Annotated in this window: 23 protein-coding genes and 1 tRNA gene; 6 read left to right on the top strand and 18 right to left on the bottom strand. The window is 59.3% G+C overall.

Annotated elements, in window-relative coordinates; all coding sequences use genetic code 11:
• Positions 1-3: 3 nt before the first annotated feature.
• The 16 genes from CFN46_RS17600 to rplU form a co-directional block, all read right to left on the bottom strand.
• Complete coding sequence (locus tag CFN46_RS17600; RefSeq protein WP_024951580.1) at positions 4-582, bottom strand: hypothetical protein; 579 nt, start codon at positions 580-582, stop codon at positions 4-6.
• A complete protein-coding gene (locus CFN46_RS16460; protein WP_024951581.1) occupies positions 582-1535 on the bottom strand; it encodes a PilW family protein in 954 nt (317 codons plus the stop codon). The genes CFN46_RS17600 and CFN46_RS16460 overlap by 1 nt, the downstream gene beginning before the upstream one ends.
• Positions 1532-2041 (bottom strand): type IV pilus modification protein PilV, encoded by a 510-nt coding sequence (gene pilV / locus CFN46_RS16455; protein ID WP_088744170.1) that lies wholly within the window; start codon positions 2039-2041, stop codon positions 1532-1534. Before pilV ends, CFN46_RS16460 begins: the two co-directional genes overlap by 4 nt.
• The gene (locus tag CFN46_RS16450; RefSeq protein WP_024951582.1) at positions 2038-2538 is read right to left on the bottom strand and encodes a GspH/FimT family protein; all 501 of its coding nucleotides are present in this window, start codon (positions 2536-2538) and stop codon (positions 2038-2040) included. Before CFN46_RS16450 ends, pilV begins: the two co-directional genes overlap by 4 nt.
• Before the next feature lie 83 nt (positions 2539-2621).
• Positions 2622-3110, bottom strand: coding sequence for a type IV pilin protein (locus CFN46_RS16445; protein WP_024951583.1), 489 nt, complete (start codon positions 3108-3110; stop codon positions 2622-2624).
• A 223-nt stretch (positions 3111-3333) separates the two neighbouring features.
• Entirely contained in the window at positions 3334-4302 is a 969-nt protein-coding gene (ispH, locus tag CFN46_RS16440) for a 4-hydroxy-3-methylbut-2-enyl diphosphate reductase (protein WP_024951584.1), read from the bottom strand.
• A 59-nt stretch (positions 4303-4361) separates the two neighbouring features.
• Positions 4362-4805: an FKBP-type peptidyl-prolyl cis-trans isomerase gene (gene fkpB, locus CFN46_RS16435; protein ID WP_024951585.1), complete on the bottom strand. Its 444-nt coding sequence runs from the start codon at positions 4803-4805 to the stop codon at positions 4362-4364.
• 20 nt (positions 4806-4825) lie between these two features.
• Positions 4826-5353, bottom strand: a complete 528-nt coding sequence (gene lspA / locus CFN46_RS16430; RefSeq protein ID WP_024951586.1) for a signal peptidase II — start codon at positions 5351-5353, stop codon at positions 4826-4828.
• Between the two features lie 140 nt (positions 5354-5493).
• Entirely contained in the window at positions 5494-8328 is a 2835-nt protein-coding gene (ileS, locus tag CFN46_RS16425; RefSeq protein ID WP_024951587.1) for an isoleucine--tRNA ligase, read from the bottom strand.
• Between the two features lie 11 nt (positions 8329-8339).
• A complete protein-coding gene (gene ribF, locus CFN46_RS16420; RefSeq protein ID WP_024951588.1) occupies positions 8340-9473 on the bottom strand; it encodes a bifunctional riboflavin kinase/FAD synthetase in 1134 nt (377 codons plus the stop codon).
• Positions 9474-9626: 153 nt separating this feature from the next.
• Positions 9627-11165, bottom strand: a complete 1539-nt coding sequence (murJ, locus tag CFN46_RS16415) for a murein biosynthesis integral membrane protein MurJ (RefSeq protein WP_254918526.1) — start codon at positions 11163-11165, stop codon at positions 9627-9629.
• Between the two features lie 244 nt (positions 11166-11409).
• Complete coding sequence (rpsT, locus tag CFN46_RS16410; RefSeq protein ID WP_024951590.1) at positions 11410-11676, bottom strand: 30S ribosomal protein S20; 267 nt, start codon at positions 11674-11676, stop codon at positions 11410-11412.
• Positions 11677-11952: 276 nt separating this feature from the next.
• A complete protein-coding gene (gene proB, locus CFN46_RS16405; RefSeq protein ID WP_024951591.1) occupies positions 11953-13116 on the bottom strand; it encodes a glutamate 5-kinase in 1164 nt (387 codons plus the stop codon).
• Positions 13117-13362: 246 nt separating this feature from the next.
• A complete protein-coding gene (gene cgtA, locus CFN46_RS16400; protein ID WP_024951592.1) occupies positions 13363-14559 on the bottom strand; it encodes an Obg family GTPase CgtA in 1197 nt (398 codons plus the stop codon).
• A 125-nt stretch (positions 14560-14684) separates the two neighbouring features.
• A complete protein-coding gene (gene rpmA / locus CFN46_RS16395) occupies positions 14685-14942 on the bottom strand; it encodes a 50S ribosomal protein L27 (protein WP_024951593.1) in 258 nt (85 codons plus the stop codon).
• 33 nt (positions 14943-14975) lie between these two features.
• Positions 14976-15287 carry a 50S ribosomal protein L21 gene (rplU, locus tag CFN46_RS16390; RefSeq protein WP_024951594.1) on the bottom strand — a complete coding sequence of 104 codons (312 nt, stop codon included), beginning with the start codon at positions 15285-15287 and terminating at the stop codon, positions 14976-14978.
• A 284-nt stretch (positions 15288-15571) separates the two neighbouring features.
• On the opposite strand from rplU, the gene ispB reads away from it, so the two are divergent.
• The 3 genes from ispB to CFN46_RS16370 all read left to right on the top strand — a co-directional run bounded on the left by ispB (position 15572) and on the right by CFN46_RS16370 (position 17117).
• A complete protein-coding gene (gene ispB / locus CFN46_RS16380; RefSeq protein WP_088744169.1) occupies positions 15572-16561 on the top strand; it encodes an octaprenyl diphosphate synthase in 990 nt (329 codons plus the stop codon).
• Positions 16562-16732: 171 nt separating this feature from the next.
• Positions 16733-16809, top strand: a tRNA-Pro gene (locus tag CFN46_RS16375).
• 5 nt (positions 16810-16814) lie between these two features.
• On the top strand, positions 16815-17117 hold the full coding sequence (locus CFN46_RS16370) for a hypothetical protein (protein ID WP_141103677.1): 303 nt from the start codon (positions 16815-16817) through the stop codon (positions 17115-17117).
• A gap of 46 nt (positions 17118-17163) precedes the next feature.
• On the opposite strand, the gene CFN46_RS16365 is transcribed toward CFN46_RS16370, so the two are convergent.
• Entirely contained in the window at positions 17164-17415 is a 252-nt protein-coding gene (locus CFN46_RS16365; protein ID WP_024951598.1) for a hypothetical protein, read from the bottom strand.
• Positions 17416-17562: 147 nt separating this feature from the next.
• On the opposite strand from CFN46_RS16365, the gene CFN46_RS16360 reads away from it, so the two are divergent.
• From CFN46_RS16360 to CFN46_RS16350, 3 genes are all read left to right on the top strand, one after another.
• Positions 17563-18417: a TlpA disulfide reductase family protein gene (locus CFN46_RS16360; protein ID WP_088744168.1), complete on the top strand. Its 855-nt coding sequence runs from the start codon at positions 17563-17565 to the stop codon at positions 18415-18417.
• Between the two features lie 172 nt (positions 18418-18589).
• Complete coding sequence (gene rapA, locus CFN46_RS16355; protein ID WP_088744167.1) at positions 18590-21532, top strand: RNA polymerase-associated protein RapA; 2943 nt, start codon at positions 18590-18592, stop codon at positions 21530-21532.
• Positions 21533-21690: 158 nt separating this feature from the next.
• Positions 21691-22455: an RluA family pseudouridine synthase gene (locus tag CFN46_RS16350; protein WP_088744166.1), complete on the top strand. Its 765-nt coding sequence runs from the start codon at positions 21691-21693 to the stop codon at positions 22453-22455.
• A gap of 26 nt (positions 22456-22481) precedes the next feature.
• Here the strand turns inward: CFN46_RS16350 and CFN46_RS16345 are convergent, their stop codons facing one another.
• Positions 22482-23417 carry a TIGR01777 family oxidoreductase gene (locus CFN46_RS16345; RefSeq protein ID WP_024952766.1) on the bottom strand — a complete coding sequence of 312 codons (936 nt, stop codon included), beginning with the start codon at positions 23415-23417 and terminating at the stop codon, positions 22482-22484.
• Between the last annotated feature and the right edge of the window lie 80 nt (positions 23418-23497).

The raw sequence follows: 23497 nt of genomic DNA, 5'->3' as shown, positions 1-23497 counted from the left end.
CTCTCAGAAATAGGGGCCCAGCTCCAGCTCGCTTTGCACCACCGTCCAGGAAGCGCCATTGCCTCCGCCGCCCCCCCTCGCATTGACACGGAAAGCATCAAGTCGGGTGCCCACGGCATTGAGTTCATTGCTTTGATTCAAGGGCGGCTCACCAACCTTGCCCAGGTACTCGATCACATAGGCACCGATAACGGCCCCAGTGACATCATCGAGTGTCTGAATGCCATTGGCTTGCCAATCCGCTTCCGACAGCGGATTGATCGGGGGGACATCCTCTGGCAATGCCAGCATCAACCCCGCCGAGTCATCAAAGTTGCCTAGCTCCCAGGCACCATCTTCAAGGCTTTCCTGAAGTGCACGTTCACCAATACTGAGACTGGTTTCTGCGTTGTAGTAAGATTGCTCAAAGTTGCGGCTATTGACCGCCATGCGGGTTTGTAGCTGGCTGTCCTCGACCCCAGTGACCGCAAGCAAACCAATGACAACCAACATGACCAGCACAATCAGCAGAGCAATTCCCTGCTGACGAACCGGCCCTTGTCCAACTTGAGTAGCAGAAATGGAATGCTTGTTAGCCATCATCAGCTATCCCTCAGTTGAAGGTTGCGCGGCGTAAAGGTGAGATTAAAGGTGCGCGTCAGGCGACCGTTGTTATCGCCCCCTGGTACCACGCCTGGCAGGCTTTCGAGCGTCAGGGCTATCTCGATACGACGAATCTCATCCCATCTGCTCTCGCTACGCACTGTCGCCGCCGGCACCTTGACGCGATCCACGCTGCCATTCCCCGTAGTGTCCAGGCTGAAGCTCACATCAAATCCCTGCACGCCGGATACCAGCTCCTCACGAGCGAAGGTGGCGTTGATGCGATCGATATACAGCGCCCGCACGGTTGAGTCAGTGGCCTGATCGTCGAGCCTCAGATCCCAAGCTTGTACCGGATAGAGGTAGGCGTTAGAAGACAGGGAGCTTCCGTAAGAACGAGACAGGGTGTCGTTAGTTTCTACGCGTCCTTGCGTTGTGCCCGAAACCTTGAAGACATCCGTGCTGTTACAGTCGCTGACCAGCGCAAACTCATCTGCGACAAACCCGGATTCACTACCGTTACGAACGGATAGAGGGCCGCCTAGAGAGCTCATGCTACTGGTCAATGTCGTCTCATTGCCGTCTTTGCTCGCCGAGACAAACGTTAGATTGAAGTAGCTGAGACTACGCTGAGTACGCTGCTGACCACCGAACGGTGCCGTTAGATCGTGCGCAGCATCCACGGAGCTTGAATTAGTGATATCGCGGCTATTGGCGCATCCGGCATAACCCACATTGCGCATCAGCGGTTGCAGGCGGAACGACACATAGCGCGCCGACTCTTGCAGGTAGGACAATGCTTCTTGGGTGCTGACCGTACTGCGTGATGTCGCGAACATCTGTACTGCCATCGCCGTGATCAATAGCCCCAGCACCAGGCTGATCATCAGCTCAACGAGGCCGACGCCTGCCTGACGTCCAAGGCGTGAAACACCGGAAGAAGAGAGACTCATGGCTCCACCTCGAAACGATACGTCTGTAAGTCGACACCACCACTGATGGGATCGCTCCACTGCACCTGAACGCTCACATCATGCACACCAATGCCTGCTCCTCCCACCAGCCTCTCAGTGGCATCCACGCTGCCAACTCCGCTGGTTAGCGTGGAGCCGACAATGGCATCACGCCAGTCCATGACATCCTGGTCCGCCAGTCCGCTCGGCGCGCAGTCTGAGGAACACCCCCCTTCCGGTGCATTCGTGGTCACGGCACCATCGTATTGATCGATGGCCTCGAGATTCGCGCGAATGCGCTCTGCCATGTCCAGCGACAGCAACTGAGCAACCGTATTGCTATAACTAACGCGCTGGTGCTGCAACGTCTGTACCTGCAAGAGCCCTAACCCTAAAAGAGAGACTCCCAGCAACATGACAGCCACCAAGGCTTCGATCAGACCGACGCCCCGCTGAGTGCGCGCAGAGGGATGACGTCTAGATATGATGTGGAATTGCTGCCTCATGAGCAGTCCCCTCCTGTTTCCAGGCGTACGCGGCCAGAAGGTGCCACCACGACAGAGGTAGCATCCGCCGCTGCACAGAAGACCAAGGTGCTGTTACCACTGGTCAACGTACCGCGATCGTTATACGTGATTCGAGCAGCGCCACCCGACTGCGCCACGGCATTGCTACCTTGATGGATCCACAGCCGGTCATCTAGCGCAAAGCTGGCAGCGCTACCGACATACACCACCCAGCCATTCGACCAGTCGCCATCACAGTCGGTAGGATTTGGCGTGGCGACACTCGGCGCATAAGGACAGACACTCACAGGCAAGCCTCGCGTCGTAGACGTACTACGCGCCATTCCCAGCGCATGCGTTAGCGCACGCACGTCAGACTCCACCTGAGAGCGCTGCACCATGCCCTGCCAGGCAGGCACCGCCCAGGTAGCAATAATGGCGATGATCGCCACTGTCACCACCAGCTCAATCAGAGTGAAACCGCGAGAATGACGCATGATGTCCAATTCTCCTTGCCGCTCGGGTCTATTCGAAAGGTGTTCCCTCCAGGCCCTGTGTCGGGAGTCAGATCTTTCCTTTATCACCAGCACCGCCCTCCGCCTTCGGCTCCGGTATTCATGGCCTCATCCATCCACAATATTCCGCAATCATCATTAAGCTGAGAACCTTGCGGTGTAGCCTGGAGCACAAATGCGGTCGGCGTAAGACTGCGATACGACACGATATAGCGTAGATTCCCGCCGCCATCTTCGATTCTACTGACACCGTCCGCAGGCAGGTTTCCTTCACTGACAGGGGCCTCGGAGAAATTCTGGTAGTAAAAACCATGTAGCTGTCTTGCCTGCTGACCTAGAGCTTGCTGGGCATGAGAGCGCCAACTACGCTCCACATAACCGAGATAAGACGGCACGGCGACGGCTGCCAGAATTCCGATAATCGCGACGACCATCATCAGCTCGATCAAGGTGAAGCCCTGCACTCCTCTCTTCGTCATCCCTTCACACACCCCCGCCTTGCCACGTCGTGCGTGCGCACTAATGACACCGGAGTGGGAAGGAAGACCGAGCATGAGCAATTCTCCAGAGTACGAACCATGCTCCCATTATGTATCATTTTAGTAACCGAGCATTACATTTTTTTTCAATTCTTCCTTACCACATCAACGATCCGGCACCGACAAGCGCTTCCTGACAACTGAAAAACCCCAAGCTGCTCGGCTGATTTCGGGGAGATGACATAAAAAAAGCCGCGACAGAGTCGCGGCTTTTGCATGAGAAGTAGCTTACTTAAGGTTACAACTCACGAATCTGATCCGATGCGATCAGACGCTCCTTCAGCTCTTTAGGCATGGAGAAGACGATGTTCTCCTCTTGCCCATCAAGCTCCTGTGGAGCGGAAGCTCCCAACACCATCAGGCGATCAATCACGCCCTGCACCAGTACTTCAGGCGCGCTCGCCCCTGCAGTGATTCCGATACTACCGATACCCTCAAACCAGCTAGCGTCGATCTGCGCGGCATCATCAATCAACCATGCCGACGTTTCCATGCGTTCTGCCAGCTCACGCAGACGGTTGGAGTTGGAGCTGTTGGGACTACCGACCACCAGCACGACATCGCACGCTTCCGCCAGCATGCGCACGGCATCCTGACGGTTCTGCGTGGCATAGCAGATGTCGTCCTTGCGCGGCCCCTGAATCGCCGGAAAGCGCTCACGTAACGCATCAATCACCTTGGCGGTATCGTCCATCGACAGGGTTGTCTGAGTGACAAACGCTAGCTGAGAAGGATCCTTGACCTCTAGACGCTGCACATCAGCCTCGTCCTCGACCAGATGGATCGTTCCCCCCTTCGAAGTATCGTAGCGCCCCATGGTGCCTTCGACCTCAGGATGCCCAGCATGACCGATCAACACACAGTCCTGGCCCTTGCGCGCATAGCGCAGCACTTCCATGTGCACCTTGGTGACCAGCGGGCAGGTCGCATCGAAGACCTTTAGATTGCGACGTTCGGCTTCTTCCTGAACAGCACGCGACACGCCATGCGCCGAGAAGATGACGATGACGTCATCGGGCACCTCGTGAAGCTCCTCGACGAAGATGGCACCACGATCCTTGAGCGTATCGACCACGAAGCGGTTATGGACCACCTCATGACGCACATAGATCGGTGGCCCGAACACGTCGAGGGCCCCGTTGACGATATCGATGGCGCGATCCACTCCGGCGCAGAAACCGCGCGGGTTGGCCAGCTTGATCTGCATGACAGGCTCCGCTTGATGGCAGGCAGCACTCACGGAGAGCGCACCTGAGGAAAGAAGACTCAGTGCGTGGTCACGGGGGCGACTGACAACACCTCGACCTCGAAGGTCAGGGTACGCCCGGCCAGCGGGTGATTGAAGTCGACCTTGACATCACGCTCGTCGATTTCACGGATGATACCCGGAAGCTCAGAGCCGGAAGGCTCCGCGAAGGACATCACCATGCCGACCTCGATCTCTTCATCGAAGTTCTTGCGCGACACGACCTGCACATTCTGCGGGTTATGCTGACCGAAGGCATGCTCCGGCGTGACGGTGAAACTGCCCGTCTCTCCGGCTGCCATGCCCATGACCGGACGTTCGAAGCCCGGCGGCAGGTTACCGTCACCGACCTGGAAGGTAGCCGGCGTCTTGTCGAAGGTGGAATCTACCTCGGTGCCGTCTTCCAGACGTAGACGGAAGTGGAGGCTGACCTCCATATTATCGGCGATACGATGCTCGCTCATGTCGACCTCGACTTGGCCACTCATTCAGAGCGGCTACGGAAGGATTCAATAATCAGTGCCACGGCACCCAGACTGATACCGACATCCGCCACATTGAAGGCAGGGAAGAAGGCACCGTTCCAGTGGAAGGACAGGAAGTCCACCACGTAGCCGTGCACGACTCGGTCATAGAGATTGCCCAGTGCGCCACCCAGTACCAGCGCGATGCCCAGCGCCGTGAAGGTTTCGTGACGCTTGAGGCGAGTCAGCCAGATACTCAGGCCAACGGCCGCAACGACGGCAATACCGGCAAACAACCAGCGCTGCCAGCCATCATGAGCGGCCAGAAAGCTGAACGCTGCCCCTGTATTGTGCAAAAGCGTCAGATTGAAGATCGGCAGTACCTCATTGGCCTGCCCGTAGACCAGCGAACTACTGGCCAGCCACTTGGTCGCCAGATCCAGCACCACGATGGTCAGAGACAACCACAACCAGCGCAATGGCGAGCGCATCGGAAGGTTGGCTGCTGACGGCGTATCGCTGGCGGGGTCTTGAGTAGAAGAAGTCATGTTGCCTTCCTGTCGGGGATGCCTGAGACATCCACCCATGAAATTGGCCTACAGCTGCAAGACACGAACGCCGGGCCTGAGCCCGGCGTTCGATGGCGTCGATCAATAAAACGACCGGCGCAATTACCGCATCATGTCGATCACGCGAAGTGGCGAGTCTCGCCGTTACCGTCCGGCAGGTTAGTCACGCAGCGGCTACACAGTGTCGGGTGCTCCAGCAGCGTGCCAACTTCCGGGCGATGGTGCCAACAGCGCTCGCACTTGGCATGCTCGCTCGCTTTCACGGCAACCTTCAAGCCAGCCACTTCGGTGTCAACGACATCGCTACCTGCGGACTCAAGTGCGACCAGTTCAACACCGCTGGTCAGCATCACGAAGCGCAGCTCATCACCGAGGTTGGCCAACAGTGTCTTGAGCTCATCATTGACGAACAGCGTCACTTCAGCCGCAAGACCATTCTTGACCATACCCTCGTTACGCGCCGCTTCCAGTGTCTTGTTGACCGCCTGCTTGACGTGCAACACCTGCTCCCAGAACTCGCGCCCCATCGCAGCGTCGTCGGCAAGCGTGGTCAGGCCGGTGTAGGACTCTTCGAGGAAGATGGTGTCCTTGCGCGGGCCCGGAATGTTGGCGTAGATCTCTTCCCCGGTGAAGGAGAGAATCGGCGCCATCCAGCGTGCCAGCGCTTCGATCACATGATAGAGCGCGGTCTGGCAGCTACGACGCGCCAATGAATCCGGCTGCGTGGTGTACTGGCGGTCCTTGATGATATCCAGATAGAAGCCCCCAAGCTCACGCGAGCAGAAGGTCAGCACCTGCTGATAGATATCGAGGAAGCGATACTCTTCATACGCAAGCTCAACACGCGCCTGCAACTGAGCGGCACGGTCGACTACCCACTGGTCCAACGCCAGCATGTCGTCGAAGGCCACCACATCACGCGCTGGCTCGAATCCGTTCAGATTCGACAGCAGGAAGCGCGAGGTGTTGCGGATACGACGATAGGCATCGGCGGTACGCTTGAGGATCTCATCCGACACCGCCATTTCGCCGGAGTAGTCATTGGATGACACCCACAGACGCAGAATATCGGCGCCCAGTTTGTCCATCACCTGCTGCGGCGCGACGACGTTGCCGACCGACTTGGACATCTTGCGGCCCTGCGCATCGACAGTGAAGCCATGCGTCAGCAGTGCCTTGTACGGGGCATGGCCATCGATGGCACAACCAGTCAGCAGCGACGAGTGGAACCAGCCACGGTGCTGATCCGACCCTTCCAGATACAGATCGGCACGCGGGCCTTCAGCGTGACCATGCGGGTGTGAGCCACGCAGTACGTGCCAGTGCGTCGTTCCGGAATCGAACCACACGTCCAGCGTATCGGTAACCTTCTCGTATTGCTCAGCCTCGTCACCCAGCAGCTCCTGGTTGTCGAGCGCCCACCAGGCATCAATGCCCTTCTCGGCCACACGGTCCGCGACTGCTTCCATCAGCTCGACGCTGTTGGGATGCAGCTCGCCAGTCGCGCGATGCAGGAACAGCGGGATCGGCACGCCCCAGTTACGCTGACGCGAGATGCACCAATCAGGACGGTTGGCGATCATGCTCTTCAGGCGCGCCTGACCCCAGGCAGGAATGAAGGCAGTCTCCTCGATGGCAGACAACGCCTTGTCGCGCAGCGTCACACCGTCGGAGCCAGCGATATCCATGCCGACAAACCACTGCGCTGTTGCACGATAGATGACCGGCGTCTTGTGGCGCCAGCAGTGCATATAGCTGTGAGTGATCTTCTCGTGGGCCATCAGTGCGCCAAGCTCTTCGAGACGCGCGACGATGTTCGGGTTGGCCTTCCAGATGAACTGACCACCGAATTCCGGCAGGTCAGGTACATAAACACCATTGCCCTGCACCGGGCTTTCGATCTCATCGAATTCCATGCCATAGCGACGGCAGGTATGGAAATCGTCTTCGCCATAGGCCGGCGCGGAATGGACGATACCGGTACCGGCACCTGTCTCGACATAGTCAGCCAGGTAGACCGGCGACAGACGATCGTAGATCGGATGACGGAAGTTGATCAGCTCAAGCGCCGCACCATTGACGGTCGCCAGCGTCTCGCCACTCAGACCGAAGCGCGCCAGGCTGTCATCGACCAGCTCTTCGGCGAGCACCAGCAGGCGCTCGCCGGTATCGACCAGCGAGTAGACGAAGTCCGGGTGAACGTTGAGCGCCTGGTTGGCCGGGATGGTCCACGGGGTGGTGGTCCAGATCACGGCGGCGGCCGGCTTGCTCAGTGACTCGAGCCCGAAGGCCTTGGCCAGCACCACCGAATCATCGGCAGTGAAAGCAACATCGATGGCATCAGAGGCTTTGTCAGCGTACTCGACTTCGGCTTCCGCCAGCGCAGAACCGCAGTCGAAGCACCAGTTGACCGGCTTCAGGCCCTTGAAGACGAAACCGCCCTTGACCATCTCGGCCAACGCACGGATCTCGCCGGCTTCATTGGCGAAGTCCATGGAGCGATACGGGTTGCCCCAGTCACCGACGATGCCGAGACGAATGAACTCATGCTTCTGGCCTTCGACCTGAACACCGGCGTATTCACGGCACAGGTGGCGGGCTTTCTCGGACTCGAGATGCTTGCCGTGGGTCGTCTCGACCTTGTGCTCGATGGGCAGACCATGACAGTCCCAACCCGGCACGTACGGCGCATCAAAGCCCGCCATCGTCTTGGACTTGACGATGATGTCCTTGAGAATCTTGTTGACGGCATGACCGATGTGAATATTGCCGTTGGCATAGGGAGGGCCATCGTGGAGCACGAAGCTCGGACGGCCCTTGCCTGCTTCACGCAGACGCGCGTAAAGGTCAATCTCGCTCCAGCGTGCCAGTTGATCCGGCTCACGCTTGGGAAGATTGCCACGCATCGGGAAGTCGGTATCGGGCAGATTCAGGGTGTGCTTGTAGTCGCTCATAGCCTTTCGGGTCAGCCGTCGTGGGGGCGGGAAGCCTGCGCTTCCCGAGCCGTGGAATCAGACACCTCAGCAGTGCCGTGTAGGGGTGTCACCTGAGCACGCGTCATCAGCGCGCTCAGCGGACAGCTGGCCAGCGGCAGGTCAGCCATCGAGGTAATGCAGTGGTGCATCTCACGCTCATCAACAGCCGGTGTATCACCCGCTGCCAGTGCGAAGAAGCGCCGAGCCAGCGCAATATCAGAGTAGATCGCGGCCTTCAAGGCATCGAGACCATCGAAACGCATCTCGCCCCGCAAGAAAGCGCAAAAGCTCACACCTAATCGCTGACCATAAATATCTTCCGAGAAGTCCAGCAGATGGACTTCGAGTACCGGCCGCGGCGTACCGACCGTGGGTCGCCAGCCAATATTGGCCACCGCTGGACAGGAGCGCCCGTCAGCCAGATGCGCTATTACCGCATAGACGCCGGACACCGAGAGCGGTGCATTCGGCAGCGGTAGATTAGCGGTCGGTACGCCGAGCGTACGTCCCAGCTGGCGGTCCGCAACCACACGGCCCTGCCAGCAGTGGGGGCGCCCCAGCAGCTCAGTGGCCAGCGTCATGTTGCCATCGGCCAGTACCTTGCGTACCCGGGTGCTCGAGACGCGCTCATCTGCGACCTCGAAGGTGCGGGTATGCTCCACCGCAAAACCTTCGGCCGCACCGATGCGCTCCAGTAGTGGAAAATCGCCGGCACGATCACAGCCGAAGCGGAAATCATCACCGACCACCAGGTGACGCACCCCAAGGCCATCAATTAGTACCTGCTCGATGAACTCGCGAGCCGACAGTGAACGCAGCGCCTCATTGAAGGGCAGGCATAGCACGCGTTCAGCGCCGTGCTGTGCCAGCAGGCGTACTTTATCTGCTAGCCGCGTCAAACGAGGCGGCGCCTTGGCACCGGCAAAAAACTCGCGCGGCTGTGGTTCAAATACCACGACCGTCGCCGGCAGGCCGTAAGCTGCCGCACGTTCCCGGAGCTGTTCCAGAATCGCCTGATGCCCGAGGTGAACACCATCAAAATTACCGATGGTGGCCACGCAGCCGCGGCTGCCATCCTGCTTGCGCAGGCGGGCGAGATTGTGCAGTCCTCTGATCAAGTCCATGCGTGCATCACACAAGCCGCCGAAAGAGGTCGATTATAGCGGAGGGGCGCGGCGCTGACAGCCACCACAAGCCCCGTAAGCGAAAATCAACGGGAACAGAACGTCCGCCGAAGTGCACAGCGGACTCTACGCGAGGTCACGCAAGGCCAGCTGCTAGCCCTGCATGCGGAAGTGTCGCGGACGCACACCACAAAGCCCTAACCACAGGCCATACGCCAATATGCCGCCCACCACCAATGCTCCCATCATCGCACAGCGCTCCCACAGGCCCCAACCAAGCCAGGTCGTCCAGTCTGGTGACAGCCACATCAGCCCGCCGCCCATCAGCACGCAACCGCCAAGCAAGGTCAGTGAGTAACGCCCCCAACCGGGCTGGAATCGAAGTGCGCCTTCGCGATACAAGCCCCGGGCAAGTAAGCCAGCATTGAGAAAGGCTGACAGAGCAGTGGCCAATGCAAGCCCAGCATGCGCCAGCGGCCCGATCAATATCAGGTTAAAGATCATATTGGCAATCATGGCGATGATGCCGATTTTCACCGGCGCCTTGGTGTTCTGCCGCGCATAGAAGCCCGGCGCCAGCACCTTGATCAGCATGAAGGCCAGCAGCCCGAAGCTGTAGGCCCGCAGGCTCTGGGCCGACATCACGACATCATTGTCGGTCATCGCGCCATAGTGGAACAACGTAATCAACAGCGGCTCCGCCAGTACCCCCAGCGCCAACGCTGCCGGCACGCCGATCAATAATACCGAGCGCAGCGCCCAGTCGAGCATCTTCTGGAAGTGCTCCAGCGACTGCTCGGCATGCCGCTTGGAGAGCGCCGGCAGAATGACCGTACCAATCGCAATGCCGATGATGCCCAGTGGCAGCTCGACAAGACGGTCCGAGTAATAAAGCCAGGACACGCTACCCGTGACCAGGAACGACGCCAGTACCGTATCAAGCAGCAGATTGATCTGCGAGACCGAGACCCCGAACAACGCCGGCGTCATCAGCTTCAGAATACGCCGCACCCCTTCATGCGCAAAATTAGGCCACGGTTTGGGCATCAGCCCCAGGCGCAGCAAAAAGGGCACCTGGAACAACAGCTGAACACACCCCGCAATCAATACTCCCCATGCCAGCGCAATGGCCGGCGTCTCGAAGCGTGGCGCTAACAGCAAGGCGGCTCCGATCAAACTCAGGTTAAGCAGAACTGGAGTAATCGCAGGGACCGCGAAGCGATTCCAGGTATTGAGCACACTACCAGAGAAGGCCGTCAGCGAGATCAGCAGCAAATAGGGAAAGGTCAGTCGTAGCATTTCACCAGTGAGAGCGAGCTTACCGGCATCTTCACTGAAGCCTGGCGCAAACACCCACACCAGCCAAGGCGCACATAGCATAGCCAGTGCGGTAATTAGTGCCAGAATAACACCGAGACTACCGCTGACCGCATCGAGCAGCTCGCGAACCTCCTCGCGCGTGCGCCGAGTGGCGTACTCGGAAAGCACCGGAATGAAGGCCTGATTGAAAGCCCCTTCGGCAAACAGGCGACGCATGAAGTTGGGAATCTTGAAGGCGACGAAGAAGGCATCTGCACCACTCCCCGCTCCGAGCAAGCTGGCAATGATGACATCGCGTGCCAACCCTAGTACTCGAGAGAGCATCGTCATCACGCTGACGATCATCCCCGAGCGCAACAGTCCGGCGCGCACCGGCAGGCTATCGCCTGAAGCGGTCTCACCCTGTGCACTTGCCTGCGTAGCGGTCTTCCCTGCAGCGGGCGACTCATCCTGCGGCTTGCTCACCCTGACACCTCTCTCGATTCCCTGTCATGACACGATCTTCACGGGACTTCTCGACGCTTTATGTCGTTGCACGGCGCACATGATCGCCATGCCACACGATAGACAGACACAAAAAAACCGGCCGAAGCCGGTTTTTTTACGCGAACACGTCTTAGACAGCCAGTGCCTTGACGCGTGCGTTCAGACGGCTCTTGACGCGAGCGGCCTTCTTCTTGGACAGAATGTCCTTGTCGGCGTAACGGTCGAGGACCTTCTGCGCGACATTGAAAGCGGCCATGGACGCAGCGTGATCGCCGGTCTTGACAGCCTTCAGCACGTTCTTGACACCGGTACGCACGGCAGAACGCTGTGCGGAGTTGTGCTGACGACGAACTTCAGACTGACGAGCGCGCTTACGTGCCTGCTTAGTATTTGCCACTTTAAATGCTCCTTATGAGTCCACCCTTGGGCGCATACTCATGAACTTGAATTTGGAAGACATTGTCGCGATGCGACAGCGAGTCCGATCACTTCCCAAATGTCTCACCTGATACTTCGGAAAGCATTCGGAAAATCAGCGACTTGGCGTGGAAGCCCCACCAAGTCTTCGCCATCGGGATGGACCAGCACCCGACAGGACGGCAAATTCTAGCATGACCGGCCGCCAGATCGCTAGCGACAGGCAGCACATGCCTACCGCCAGCATAGCCATATCTCACAGCACGATCAGGTTATCGCGATGAATCAGCTCAGGGGCTTCTATATAGCCCAGCGCTGCCTCGATCTGATGACTTGGCAGCCCCAGAATTCGCCCGGCATCCTCTGCATTGTAGTTGACCAGCCCCTTGGCAATCCTCACGCCTGACTCATCAACGCACTGCACCATGTCGCCGCGACGAAAGCTACCTTCAGCCTTCTTCACACCCACCGGCAGCAAGCTAGAGCCACGAGTGGTCAGGACATTCACGGCCCCGGCATCCAACGTCAGAGTGCCACGCACCTGTAGCTGGCCTGCCAGCCAACGCTTGCGCGCCGCAATCGGCGCATGCTCTGGCAGCAACAGCGTGCCGAATCGCTCGCCAGCGACCAGACGCGTGATCACTTCCGGCTGACGGCCAGAGGCAATCACGGTCAGTGCACCACTCCGTGCAGCCAGACGCGCTGCACGCACCTTGGTGGCCATGCCGCCACGACCCAGCAGACCGCCGCCACCAGCCACCTTGACCAGAATAGGGTCATCCGCCTGCGCCTCTTCGATCAGCTTGGCTGAAGAATCATGGCGCGGATCGGCATCAAACAATCCCTCCTGGTCCGTGAGCAGCAGCAGTGCATCGGCTTCCAACAAGTTAGCCACCAGCGCACCGAGCGTGTCGTTGTCACCAAAGCGAATCTCATCGGTGACCACGGTATCGTTCTCGTTGATCACCGGCACCACGCGTAACTCGACCAGCGTTCTCAATGCAGAGCGTGCATTCAGATAGCGCTTGCGATTGGAGAGATCATCGTGGGTCAGCAGAATCTGTGCGGTTGTCAGGCCATGACGCTGGAAGTGCTCTTCGTAACATTGGGTCAGGCCATTCTGGCCGACGGCAGCGGCGGCCTGAAGCTCATGCACGCCACTGGGGCGAGCCGTCCAACCGAGCCGCGACATGCCCACGGCGATAGCCCCGGACGACACCACGATCACCTCGATACCGCGCGCATGCAGAGTGGCTATCTGATCAACCCAGCGCCCGATGCTGGCATCATCAAGCCCGCGACCATCGTCGGTCAGCAGTGCACTGCCAATCTTGACCACTATTCGGCGCGCACTGGCTAGCGCTTCGCGCCCCTTTTGACTCCCCGCTGCTTCCACTCCCGCCGCCTGCTGTTCCGCCACCGCACTTCCTCCTGTGATATGGGCCTGTCGCCCTGACACATGCTCTTTAAGCTACCGGCATTGTCCGCTCCCGCCCGCCTGCTGTCATCTCTCCCTCGGCCGAGGTCAAAAAGTGAAGCCACTGAAATGACAACGCCCCACTTCGGAACCAAAAGGCTCGAGGCGGGGCGTTTGATACGTACCGATGCGACCATACGCTCAGGAAGCACAAGACTCAGAGAGCTTATGCGTCAAAGCACATCAGGCTCAGGGCGCGTATTCGACTTCGACGTCGTAATCGTCTTCATTGAAGTCGTCATCGTCCTCTACTTCATCATCTTTCTTGCGCTTGCGACGCGTCAGACGCTCTTCAACGCGCTCCAGAGATTCATTCTCCATGCGCGCAAGCAGTGCGGCATGCGCCTCGGCAGCATCAGGATCTTCCGCCAGGTGCAGACGATGCTCGCCCAGCCAGCGGTGTGCTGCCTGAACCAGGTCCTGAGTGCCGATACCACTGGCTGCCGAAATGACGAATAGCTCGCCTTCCCAGCCAAGACGCTCAACGAGATCTTTGACCAGCGCATCACGATCTTCTTCTGCCAGCAGGTCGACCTTGTTGATCACCAGCCAGCGCGGCAACTCGGTCAGTGCCGCCGAGAAGTTCTTGAGCTCTTTGAGAATGGCCTCAACCGCATAGGCCGGATCACTCTCGTCAAAAGGCGCAATATCTACCACGTGCAGCAGCAAGCGCGTGCGCGTCAGGTGCTTGAGGAAGCGCAGGCCAAGGCCAGCGCCGTCAGCAGCGCCTTCGATCAAGCCGGGAATGTCGGCCATCACGAAGTGCTGGTGACTACCGATCTTCACGACACCGAGGTTAGGCACCAAGGTCGTGAATGGGTAGTTGGCGACCTTGGGTTTGGCAGCAGAGACGGCGCGGATCAGCGTCGACTTGCCGGCATTCGGCATGCCCAGCAAACCAACGTCAGCCATCACCTTCATCTCGAGACGCAGGCTGCGACGCTCACCCCAGGTACCCTTGCTGGTCTGGCGCGGCGCACGGTTGGTCGAGGACTTGAAGTGGATGTTACCCAATCCACGACGACCGCCCTGCGAGACCAACAGCAACTGACCGACTTCGGTCACATCACCGATCATCTCGAGCGTTTCCTCGTCGATCACCGTCGTGCCGACCGGCACCTTGACGAGCAAATCTTCACCCGCTCGGCCCGCCATCTGGCTACCCTGGCCAGCGATACCGCTTTCCGCCTGATAATAGCGCTGGAACTTGAAATCGATCAGGGTATTGAGCGAGTCATCCCCTATCAGATAAACACTGCCACCATGCCCGCCATCGCCCCCATCGGGACCACCGCGCGGCACGTATTTTTCTCGGCGAAAACTCATGCAACCATTGCCGCCACGTCCGGCCTCGACAATGATCGACGCTTCATCAAGGAACTGCATGCTGCTCTCTCCTGACGACGACCCGGGCCGTCATGCGACAAAAAAGCCCCGCCTGAGCGGGGCTTCCTTGCAGACTGTCACACGATACCGGGGCATCGGCCAGTCTGCGTAAGCTGTCAGACGTTTCAGGCAGAAACGATGCTGACGAACTTGCGGTTCTTCGGACCTTTGACCTCAAACTTCACGTGTCCGTCGGACAGTGCGAAGAGAGTGTGGTCCTTGCCGATACCAACGCCAGTACCAGCGTGGAAACGAGTGCCGCGCTGACGCACGATGATGTTGCCGGCGATGGCTGCTTGGCCACCGAACAGCTTCACACCAAGGCGCTTGGATTCAGAATCGCGACCGTTGCGGGTAGAACCCGCCGCCTTCTTATGTGCCATTGGATAATTCTCCTATGGTGGGTAGCACTGCAATTAAGCAGAGATACCAGTGATCTTGACTTCGGTGAACCACTGACGGTGGCCAGCACGACGCATGGAGTGCTTCCGGCGACGGAACTTGATGATGGTGATCTTGTCGCCACGGCCGTGAGACACGACCTCTGCAGCAACCTTGGCACCTTCAACCAGCGGAGCGCCGACCTTGATGTCGTCGCCGTCGGCGACCATCAGGACTTCGTCGAACTGGATGGTTTCACCAGTGGCGATTTCAAGCTTCTCGAGCTTCAGGGTCTCGCCTTCCTGAACGCGGTACTGCTTGCCACCGCTCTTGATAACTGCGTACATGATTCTCTCCATCGGGCTCATCTAAGGGTGTGCTCTTGGGTGACCTGCTGCGAGTGGCGCCCCTTCTGGAGCCATCTGACAGGGAGCGTGATGAGCCACGGCCGCGTATTATAGCGGTGCGTGCCGCGTTCGACAAGCAATGTCAAGCCAAAGACCTCTTGCCCACCGCCAGCCAGCGTCCTTGCGCGGGCGCGCGCCTTGACGCCCATAGAGGTGCCCCATAGCATAACCGCCAAACGGCACGCTACGGCGGCCTCACCTCTCGCTACGGGCACGACGATCTCATGCAAGCCGACGCATCGACCCTTCACGCGGCAGTGGCAGATGACTTCGCCGCCGTTGACCGCACTATCCTCGCGCAGCTCGAATCGCGCGTGCCGCTGGTCCAGACCATCGGACAGTACATCATCCAGAGTGGTGGCAAGCGCCTGCGCCCGGTTCTGGTACTGCTAGCCGCACGAGCGCTAGGCTATCAAGGCGAGCAGCACGTCAGCCTGGCAGCGCTGATCGAGTTCATGCACACCTCGACACTGCTGCATGATGACGTCGTGGATGAATCCAGCCTGCGCCGCGGCCGCTCTACCGCCAACGACACTTGGGGCAATGCGCCATCGGTACTGGTCGGCGACTTCCTCTACTCGCGCTCCTTCCAGATGATGGTCGAAGTCGGTTCGATGGAGGTGATGGCAATTCTTTCTGCCGCGACCTGTACCATCGCTGAGGGCGAGGTGCTGCAGCTCACCAACATCGGCAATGCCGACATCGATGAAGCAGCCTACTTCGAGACCATCCACGGCAAGACCGCCATGCTGTTCGAGGCCGCTGCCCATGCCGGCGCAGTACTCGCCAAGGAAGCTGACGCGGCGATCACACCGGCGCAGGTCAGTGCGCTACAGAACTACGGCCGCTACCTGGGACTTGCTTTCCAGCTGATCGATGATTTGCTCGACTATCAAGGCGACGCCAAGACCATGGGCAAGAATGTCGGTGACGACCTCGCCGAAGGCAAGCCTACCCTACCCTTGATTCGCGCCATGCAGGTTGGTAGCCCAGCGCAGGCCAGCTTGGTGCGTGGTGCTATCGAGAAAGGAGGGCTGGAGCAGCTCGACGAAGTGCTGGAAGTCGTCCGTGCGACTGGCGGCCTCGACTACACTCGCAGTCGCGCCCAGGAAATGGCGGATAACGCGCTCGTAGAACTCGAGGCACTACCTGACAATGAGTTCCGTGCCAGCCTAGAGCGGATCGCACTCCTCAGCGTCGGCCGCCAGGCCTGACGAGCGCCAGAAATCACAAGAGGCAGGCAGGTCCGGAAGTCAATTCCAGCCCCACTGCCAGCCTCTTATCTGAGCACCCGAGAACGGCACAAAAGTTTTTGCCCTCAAGGGCTTGCAAACAAAAGCTCTCTGCGTATAATTCACCTCCGTCGAGACAAGCTCACGACGCATCGGAGTATAGCTCAGCTTGGTAGAGCGCTGCCTTCGGGAGGCAGAGGTCGTAGGTTCGAATCCTGCTACTCCGACCATATTATTGAAAAAGCCGCTGATCATTGATCAGCGGCTTTTTTGTTGTCCGAACGATAGCCTCACATCCATCAGGGATGCTCACATGCCAACGCTGCGCCTTGCTCTACCATTCCTGCTTGCAGGGCTTCTCACTGCCTGCGCCGCACCTCAAGCGCAATGGGGGAAAGACGGCACGTCCAGCACACAGGTGCATAACGCCTATGCCGGCTGTCGCTATGAAATTGGCATGTCTGATAAGTCTGATAATGAAAAGCGTGGATTGATGCAGTTCTGCATGGAGCGTGACGGCTTCCGCTTACAGCCATGAGCCTCTTGCTCACATCAAAGCCCACCACTCCACCCCACTATTCAGGTTAGTCGCCATCGCCAGCTTTCAAGGCCCGCTCGTGATCGGCATGCTCCCGTTCGCGGCGGGCCTTTTGCTTTTGATAGTAGCTGCGCAGCGCGAGCCCGAGACCACAGGCCAGCATCAGCGCGAACACTAGCCCCTGCCACGGACGGGCGTCATCACCCAGCCAGGTTTCCAATGCCACGATGGCGATCAATCCCGCGGCCTGACTGGCGACGGCGATCGCACGACTGCGGTCATAATGGTGTGAAAGCATTCTGAAGTCCTTGGCCGGTAATGACAGCATCGAGGACGTGGATGTCCCAGTACGCCAATTATCGCATACTCGAGAACCTCATCTGCAGCGCTCACCAGAGTGAGGCTGCCTGCCTCATGACCTGCTGCTCTCCCAAGGAGACTCCGCATGGATGCCATTGCATTGGGCCCCGCCCTGATTTCCGTCGAACGCCTCTATGCATTCCTGGCAGCGCTGTTGATGCTGGGCGAGTTCGCCCTGTTGATCTGGCTGCTCAAGCGCGTTCGCGCGCCAGCACTATCATCAGCTGCCTTCTCCTCCGCACCACTTAGCCTGTCGCGCTGGTTCAACCGTGTACTGATCGGTTGGGTCATCGGGGCACGCCTGACCTATGTCACACTGCACTGGTCGAGCTATCAAGGCGCACCTCTTGATATTCTCAAGCTGTGGCAACCGGGCTATCACATGATTGGCGGGCTAGTTCTCGCCGCACTCGCCAGCCTGTGGTTGCTGCGACGTCAGGGGATACTACTGCAGGTCATTGCGCTCGGCAGCCTGACGCTCGGCCTGACCGCATTCCTAGGTCTCAAGCAGCTGAACCCACTGGGTAGCAACTCATCTCTCGATCGCATGCCCGCCATCACTCTCAATCATATTGACCTACGTCCTGTGGCACTCGACTCGATCCACAATGAGCGCGTCATCGTCAATTTATGGGCCACCTGGTGCCCGCCCTGCCGTCGCGAAATGCCATTGCTAGCTGAAGCTGACACGCATCCCGGGGTGACGGTCGTGCTGGCCAATCAGGGCGAGCAACCCCTCGCCGTGTCACGCTTCTTGAAAGGTGAGCAGCTGAACCTGAAATATGCGCTACTCGACCCCGCAATGCAGCTGATGGGGCTGGCAGAAGCTCAGGGTTTACCGGCGACGTTGGTATTTGATGGCGAAGGACATCTAATCGAGCGCCATATCGGCGAACTGAGTCGCGCCCAACTGGATACCCTGCTGCCAGAGAAACACTAACGCGAATACCATCACTCCGCCCCTGACAGCCGGAAAGAGACCGCTTTTCCTGATGCCGAAATGCCAAAGACGCACGACAAAGACAAAAGGCGCTTAAGCCACGGGCTTCGATCCGTTAAGATACCGCGCCCCTGTATTCCCGATTCCCGTCTTTGTCCTACCCCGAGGCATCATGAGCGATTTCATTCCCGGTCAGCGCTGGATCAGTGACGGCGAGGCCGATCTCGGTCTTGGCACCATTCTCAATGTCGATTTCCGCACCGTCACCGTCCTCTTTGCCGCCAGCGAAGAAACCCGCACCTACAGTCTCCGCGAGGCTCCCCTGACCCGGGTTGCCTTTGGTAGTGGTGATCGCATCCAGTCCGACGATGGCGAATGGCTCATCGTGGACGATTTCAAGGAGGTGCGCGGTCAGATCATCTACATCTGCGAGCGCAGTGGTGACACCACAGGTGAGCTCATCGAGCTTTCCGAGGCACGCCTGAACGACAAGATGCAGTTCAACCAGGCACGTGACCGCCTGCTGACCGGCCAGGTCGACCGTAATGACTGGTTCGATCTGCGCTATCGCACCCTGCGCCACTTCCATCGTGTCGAGCAGAGCCCTGCACTTGGCCTCTCCGGTCCCAAGGTCGATCTGGTGCCACACCAACTCTACATCGCCGATGAAGTCTCGCGCCGTCATGCGCCGCGCGTCATGCTGGCCGATGAGGTCGGGCTCGGCAAGACCATCGAAGCCGGCCTGATCCTGCATCGCCTGCTGCTCAGTGGCCGCGCCAGTCGCGCGCTGATTCTGGTGCCGGCGAGCCTGACTCACCAGTGGCTGGTCGAAATGCTGCGCCGCTTCTCGCTGGACGTGTCACTGCTCGATGAAGAGCAGTGCAAGGCCTACGGCACGCGCAACCCCTTCGAAGGCAATCAGATCATCCTCGCAAGTCAGGACTGGCTGTTCGCCAACCCATCACGTCAGGTACAAGCCGCGGCGTGCGACTGGGACATGTTGATTGTCGATGAGGCCCATCACCTCGACTGGAGCGAAGACAAGGTCGGCCCGGGTTATGCCTGCGTCGAATCACTGGCTCGCCAGACCGCTGGCGTGCTGCTGCTGACCGCCACGCCGGAGCAGATGGGGCTTGAGAGCCACTTTGCCCGCCTGCGCCTGCTTGATCCGGAGCGCTATCACGACATCGCGCGCTTCAAAGCCGAAGAACAGGGCTACGTCGCTGTCGCCGTCGCCATCGATGCGCTGGAAGCACTGCCGAGCGACCAGAGCGGATTGGAAAGCCTCACTGCCATGCTGGACGATAGCGACAGCCGCGCCCTGCTTGACACGCTGATGGACGTGGATGCCGACGACGTCCAGCGTGATAGTGCACGCCGTCAACTGCGCGATCAGCTGCTGGACCGCCACGGCACTGGCCGTGTGATGTTCCGCAACTCACGCAGCCACGTCGCAGGCTTCCCCGAACGTCGCCTGCACGTCCATGAGCTGGAACTACCCTCCTCCTATCGTCGTGTCGTGCGCAAGCTGGAACGCGACGAAGACTATCTCGATGACTTGTTGATCGAGACCGGCATGAACCACCCCGAAGTGGTGCTGTTCCTCGACGAGATGTATCGCGCACTGCCAGATGACCGCATGAACGCCGAGCCGTGGTGGCAAATCGACCCACGCGTGATGTGGCTGCTGGAAACACTGACAGACCTCGGCCACGAGAAGGCGCTGGTGATCTGCCACACCGCTGACACCGCTCGTGAGCTTTCTGAAGGACTACGCGTGCTGGGCGGTGTACACGCACCGGTATTTCATGAAGGCATGAGCCTGGTCGAGCGTGACCGCGCTGCTGCTGCATTCGCCTCCGAAGAAGAAGGCGTGCAGCTGCTGGTGTGCTCGGAAATCGGCTCTGAAGGCCGTAACTTCCAGTTCTGTCACCATCTGGTAATGTTCGACCTTCCGGTCCACCCGGATCAGCTCGAGCAACGCATCGGTCGTCTCGACCGTATCGGCCAACTGTTCCCGATCGAGATCCACGTGCCTGTCTTTGAAGGCTCACCGGGCGCTCAGTTGTTGCGCTGGTTCCGTGACGGCATGGACTCCTTCAGTGCCCCGCACGGCATCGGTAGTGAGCTTTATGCCCAGTTTGGTGACGCGCTGGAAGAGGCGCTGCTGGATAGCGAAGAAGTCGACAGCATCATTGAGCAGACGCGCGAACGCTTCGATGCGCTGCAGGCAGAGCGCCAATCAGGCCGTAACCGCCTGCTGGAGCTGAATGCCTGTCGCCATGAGCGCGCTGAAGAAGTCATCGCAGCCATCAAGACGCTGGATAACGACAAGGCACTACCGGGCTACCTGGAACGCGCCTTCGATATCTTCGGCATCGAGAGCCGCGACCTCGGCAATGGCATTACCTACTTGGCACCGGGCCCGCACATGCTCGATGGCCTGCCAGGACTAGTGAAGGGCGAGGAAGGCTTCAGCGTCACCAGCGATCGTGCGACCGCACTGTCCCGTGAAGACGTGCATCACCTGTCGTGGGAACACCCGCTGGTTCGCGAGATGCTGGTTCGCATCATTGATGGCTCGATGGGCAATACCGCGTTGGCGCTGCTCAAGCATCCGGCGATTCCCGGCGGCCGCCTGATGACAGAAGTCGTCTTCCGCACGCAGTCCACCGCTCCGCGGGGTCTGCGCCTGGGTCGCTTCCTGCCGCCCACGGCCATCCGCGTATTACTGGATGAAACGGGCAGTAACCTGTCTGACAAGGTGTCCTTCAGCGGCCTGTCCAAGAACCTCAAGCCAGTGAAGAAGGCGGTCGCGCGCGACCTGATCAAGCAGAGCCACGCGACGCTACGCAAGCTGATGAGCGATGCCGAGCAGGAAGCTGAGCGTGAACTGCCCACCATCATCGAGCAGGCTCAGCAGCAGATGCGCGAGCAACTGACCAGCGAGCTTTCACGCTTGGAAGCACTGGCGAGTCACAATCCGGCAGTCCGCGAGGAAGAACTCGAAGCACTGCGTCAGGAACGCGCTGCACTCGACAATGCCATCGAAACCACGCGCCTGCGCCTTGATAGCGTACGCGTGATCGTAACGGTAGATGCTCACGAGCGCTGATAGGCTCTTCGCATCACCTACAAGCGCCCCGGCTGCCACTCGCAGACGGGGCGCTTGTCTTTGTGGGCGGGTCTTTTCACACTTGCCTTTACAGGCGGGTCTTGCAGACTTGTCAGTCATGACCACGATGACTCACTGTCACTGATAAGAGCATATTCATGCAGACACCCGCGACTTCCAGCACCGGCCATGCCTCTCATCACCTAGGCTGGCAAGATAATCGCCTGCAAGAGGAGCGTGAACGTGTGGCAACGCTGGGCTTATCGCTACTGGCGGCTGGCGATGACTGGTGGGCGATCGACAAGCCTGCCGAGCTACCTTCAGTGCCGGGCCGTGACCCGTCTCGCTTCGACAGTGTGTACTCGCGCCTGTGTCAGCTAAGCAGCGACACCCGTGCGGTACATCGTCTCGATGTCGCCACCTCCGGCGTATTGCTGGTCGCGCGCAATGTCGAGGGGCAGCGACGGCTGTCACGACTGTTTCAGTCGCGCACCATCGACAAGCGTTATGTCGCTATCGTCGCCGGATTCCTTACCCCCGCAGAGGGCAGCATTGCGCTGCCACTGCGCTGTGACTGGCCGCGTCGCCCCCTGCAGATCGTCGACATCACGCTGGGCAAATCCGCGCTGACCCACTATCAGGTTGGGCAGCACCTGGCACTTGAGGGAAAGCGACCGGATGGCACACCACAGATGCTGTCCTGTTCACGGGTGCTGCTCACACCGCACACTGGTCGCTCGCATCAGTTGCGGCTGCATATGCTGGCACTGGGCCACCCCATCATCGGCGATGCCTTCTATGCACGCGGCGCAGCACTGAATGCCAGCCCCCGCCTACTTCTACATGCCGCACGGCTGGTGATTCCACCAGCCCCCGACAGTGACGAAGCACCTCTGGTACTGGAAGCGCCACTCCCCTTCTGATCACGCCATGTATAGCGCATGGCCACTCAGTCCTTGCCCAGGATATCGGCGAACGCCACGTCGAGTGTCGGGTAATCGAAACGGAAACCAGCCTCTTCCAGACGAGCCGGCACCATGCGCGCACCCTCCAGCAACAGCGTGCTCATCTCACCCAATCCTAATTTGAGCGCTGTCGCCGGCAACGGCAGGATCGCCGGTCGTCCCAGTGCCCGTGCCAATGCATGGGTAAACCCCATATTGGTAACAGGATGCGGTGCGCTGGCATTGAAGGCACCGCTCAGCGTGGTATCCGTCAATAGGCGCTCGATGATGCGAATCAGGTCATGGCGATGAATCCACGGCATATAGTGACGACCATCACCGAGTCGTCCACCGAGACCAAAGCGGAACGGCGTCAGCAATTTGGCCAGCGTGCCACCATCCGCCTCCATCACCAGCCCGATGCGGATGATCGCGAGTCGAACGCCGCTATCCGTCACTGGCATGGCAGCGGCCTCCCAATCACGGCACAGACGATGATTGAAATCATCGTGAGGCGTGGCCTGCTCATCGATCTCGACATCACCCGGCTGACCTGCTTTGGGCTGCGCGCCGTAATAGCCCATCGCTGAGCCGGACACCATCACCTGCGGCGGATGTCCTTCGACTGCTAGCTGCTCGCATAGCATCACGAGATGCTCGGTGATGTTCAGGCGCGACTCCCGTAGCTCGCGCTTGTGCGCATCACTCCAGCGACGTCCGGCGATAGACTCTCCGGCGAGATTGACGATCGCTTCTGGCTGCCAGTCCTTGAAGGCCAGCGGAGTATCGGCTGCCGTGACGGTTATGCCCTGAGCGCCAAGTGCACGTTCGGCACGCTCAGGATTACGTGACACGACGGCCAGTGAATGTTCAGCCTTGGCCAAGAGACGGCATAGGGCCTGCCCCACAAAGCCGGTGCCACCAGTGATCAAGATACGCATGCTGTTTCTCCTTGCCGCTGGGCGACGCTGGCCGTGACTCATCACGAGTCATCAGGCTTTCCGACAATATTTTTCTCTTT

It is taken from the genome of Cobetia sp. QF-1 (assembly GCF_002213105.1).
Lineage (GTDB): Bacteria > Pseudomonadota > Gammaproteobacteria > Pseudomonadales > Halomonadaceae > Cobetia > Cobetia crustatorum.
Note: the sequence above shows the minus strand (reverse complement) of the source record. Positions and strands in the feature narration are given on the sequence as shown.

Bases quoted from the DNA above. Each gene is read 5' to 3' on its own strand.
- CFN46_RS16360 (WP_088744168.1), top strand. From the start codon at position 17,563: ATGGATGCCATTGCATTGGGCCCCGCCCTGATTTCCGTCGAACGCCTC.
- fkpB (WP_024951585.1), bottom strand. From the start codon at position 4,805: ATGAGCGAGCATCGTATCGCCGATAATATGGAGGTCAGCCTCCACTTC.
- rplU (WP_024951594.1), bottom strand. From the start codon at position 15,287: ATGTACGCAGTTATCAAGAGCGGTGGCAAGCAGTACCGCGTTCAGGAA.
- ispH (WP_024951584.1), bottom strand. From the start codon at position 4,302: ATGCAGATCAAGCTGGCCAACCCGCGCGGTTTCTGCGCCGGAGTGGAT.
- CFN46_RS16350 (WP_088744166.1), top strand. From the start codon at position 21,691: ATGCAGACACCCGCGACTTCCAGCACCGGCCATGCCTCTCATCACCTA.
- CFN46_RS16365 (WP_024951598.1), bottom strand. From the start codon at position 17,415: ATGCTTTCACACCATTATGACCGCAGTCGTGCGATCGCCGTCGCCAGT.
- cgtA (WP_024951592.1), bottom strand. From the start codon at position 14,559: ATGCAGTTCCTTGATGAAGCGTCGATCATTGTCGAGGCCGGACGTGGC.
- CFN46_RS16345 (WP_024952766.1), bottom strand. From the start codon at position 23,417: ATGCGTATCTTGATCACTGGTGGCACCGGCTTTGTGGGGCAGGCCCTA.
- CFN46_RS16445 (WP_024951583.1), bottom strand. From the start codon at position 3,110: ATGCTCGGTCTTCCTTCCCACTCCGGTGTCATTAGTGCGCACGCACGA.
- CFN46_RS16460 (WP_024951581.1), bottom strand. From the start codon at position 1,535: ATGAGTCTCTCTTCTTCCGGTGTTTCACGCCTTGGACGTCAGGCAGGC.
- ileS (WP_024951587.1), bottom strand. From the start codon at position 8,328: ATGAGCGACTACAAGCACACCCTGAATCTGCCCGATACCGACTTCCCG.
- pilV (WP_088744170.1), bottom strand. From the start codon at position 2,041: ATGAGGCAGCAATTCCACATCATATCTAGACGTCATCCCTCTGCGCGC.
- rpmA (WP_024951593.1), bottom strand. From the start codon at position 14,942: ATGGCACATAAGAAGGCGGCGGGTTCTACCCGCAACGGTCGCGATTCT.
- ispB (WP_088744169.1), top strand. From the start codon at position 15,572: ATGCAAGCCGACGCATCGACCCTTCACGCGGCAGTGGCAGATGACTTC.
- rapA (WP_088744167.1), top strand. From the start codon at position 18,590: ATGAGCGATTTCATTCCCGGTCAGCGCTGGATCAGTGACGGCGAGGCC.
- lspA (WP_024951586.1), bottom strand. From the start codon at position 5,353: ATGACTTCTTCTACTCAAGACCCCGCCAGCGATACGCCGTCAGCAGCC.
- CFN46_RS16450 (WP_024951582.1), bottom strand. From the start codon at position 2,538: ATGCGTCATTCTCGCGGTTTCACTCTGATTGAGCTGGTGGTGACAGTG.
- ribF (WP_024951588.1), bottom strand. From the start codon at position 9,473: ATGGACTTGATCAGAGGACTGCACAATCTCGCCCGCCTGCGCAAGCAG.
- CFN46_RS17600 (WP_024951580.1), bottom strand. From the start codon at position 582: ATGATGGCTAACAAGCATTCCATTTCTGCTACTCAAGTTGGACAAGGG.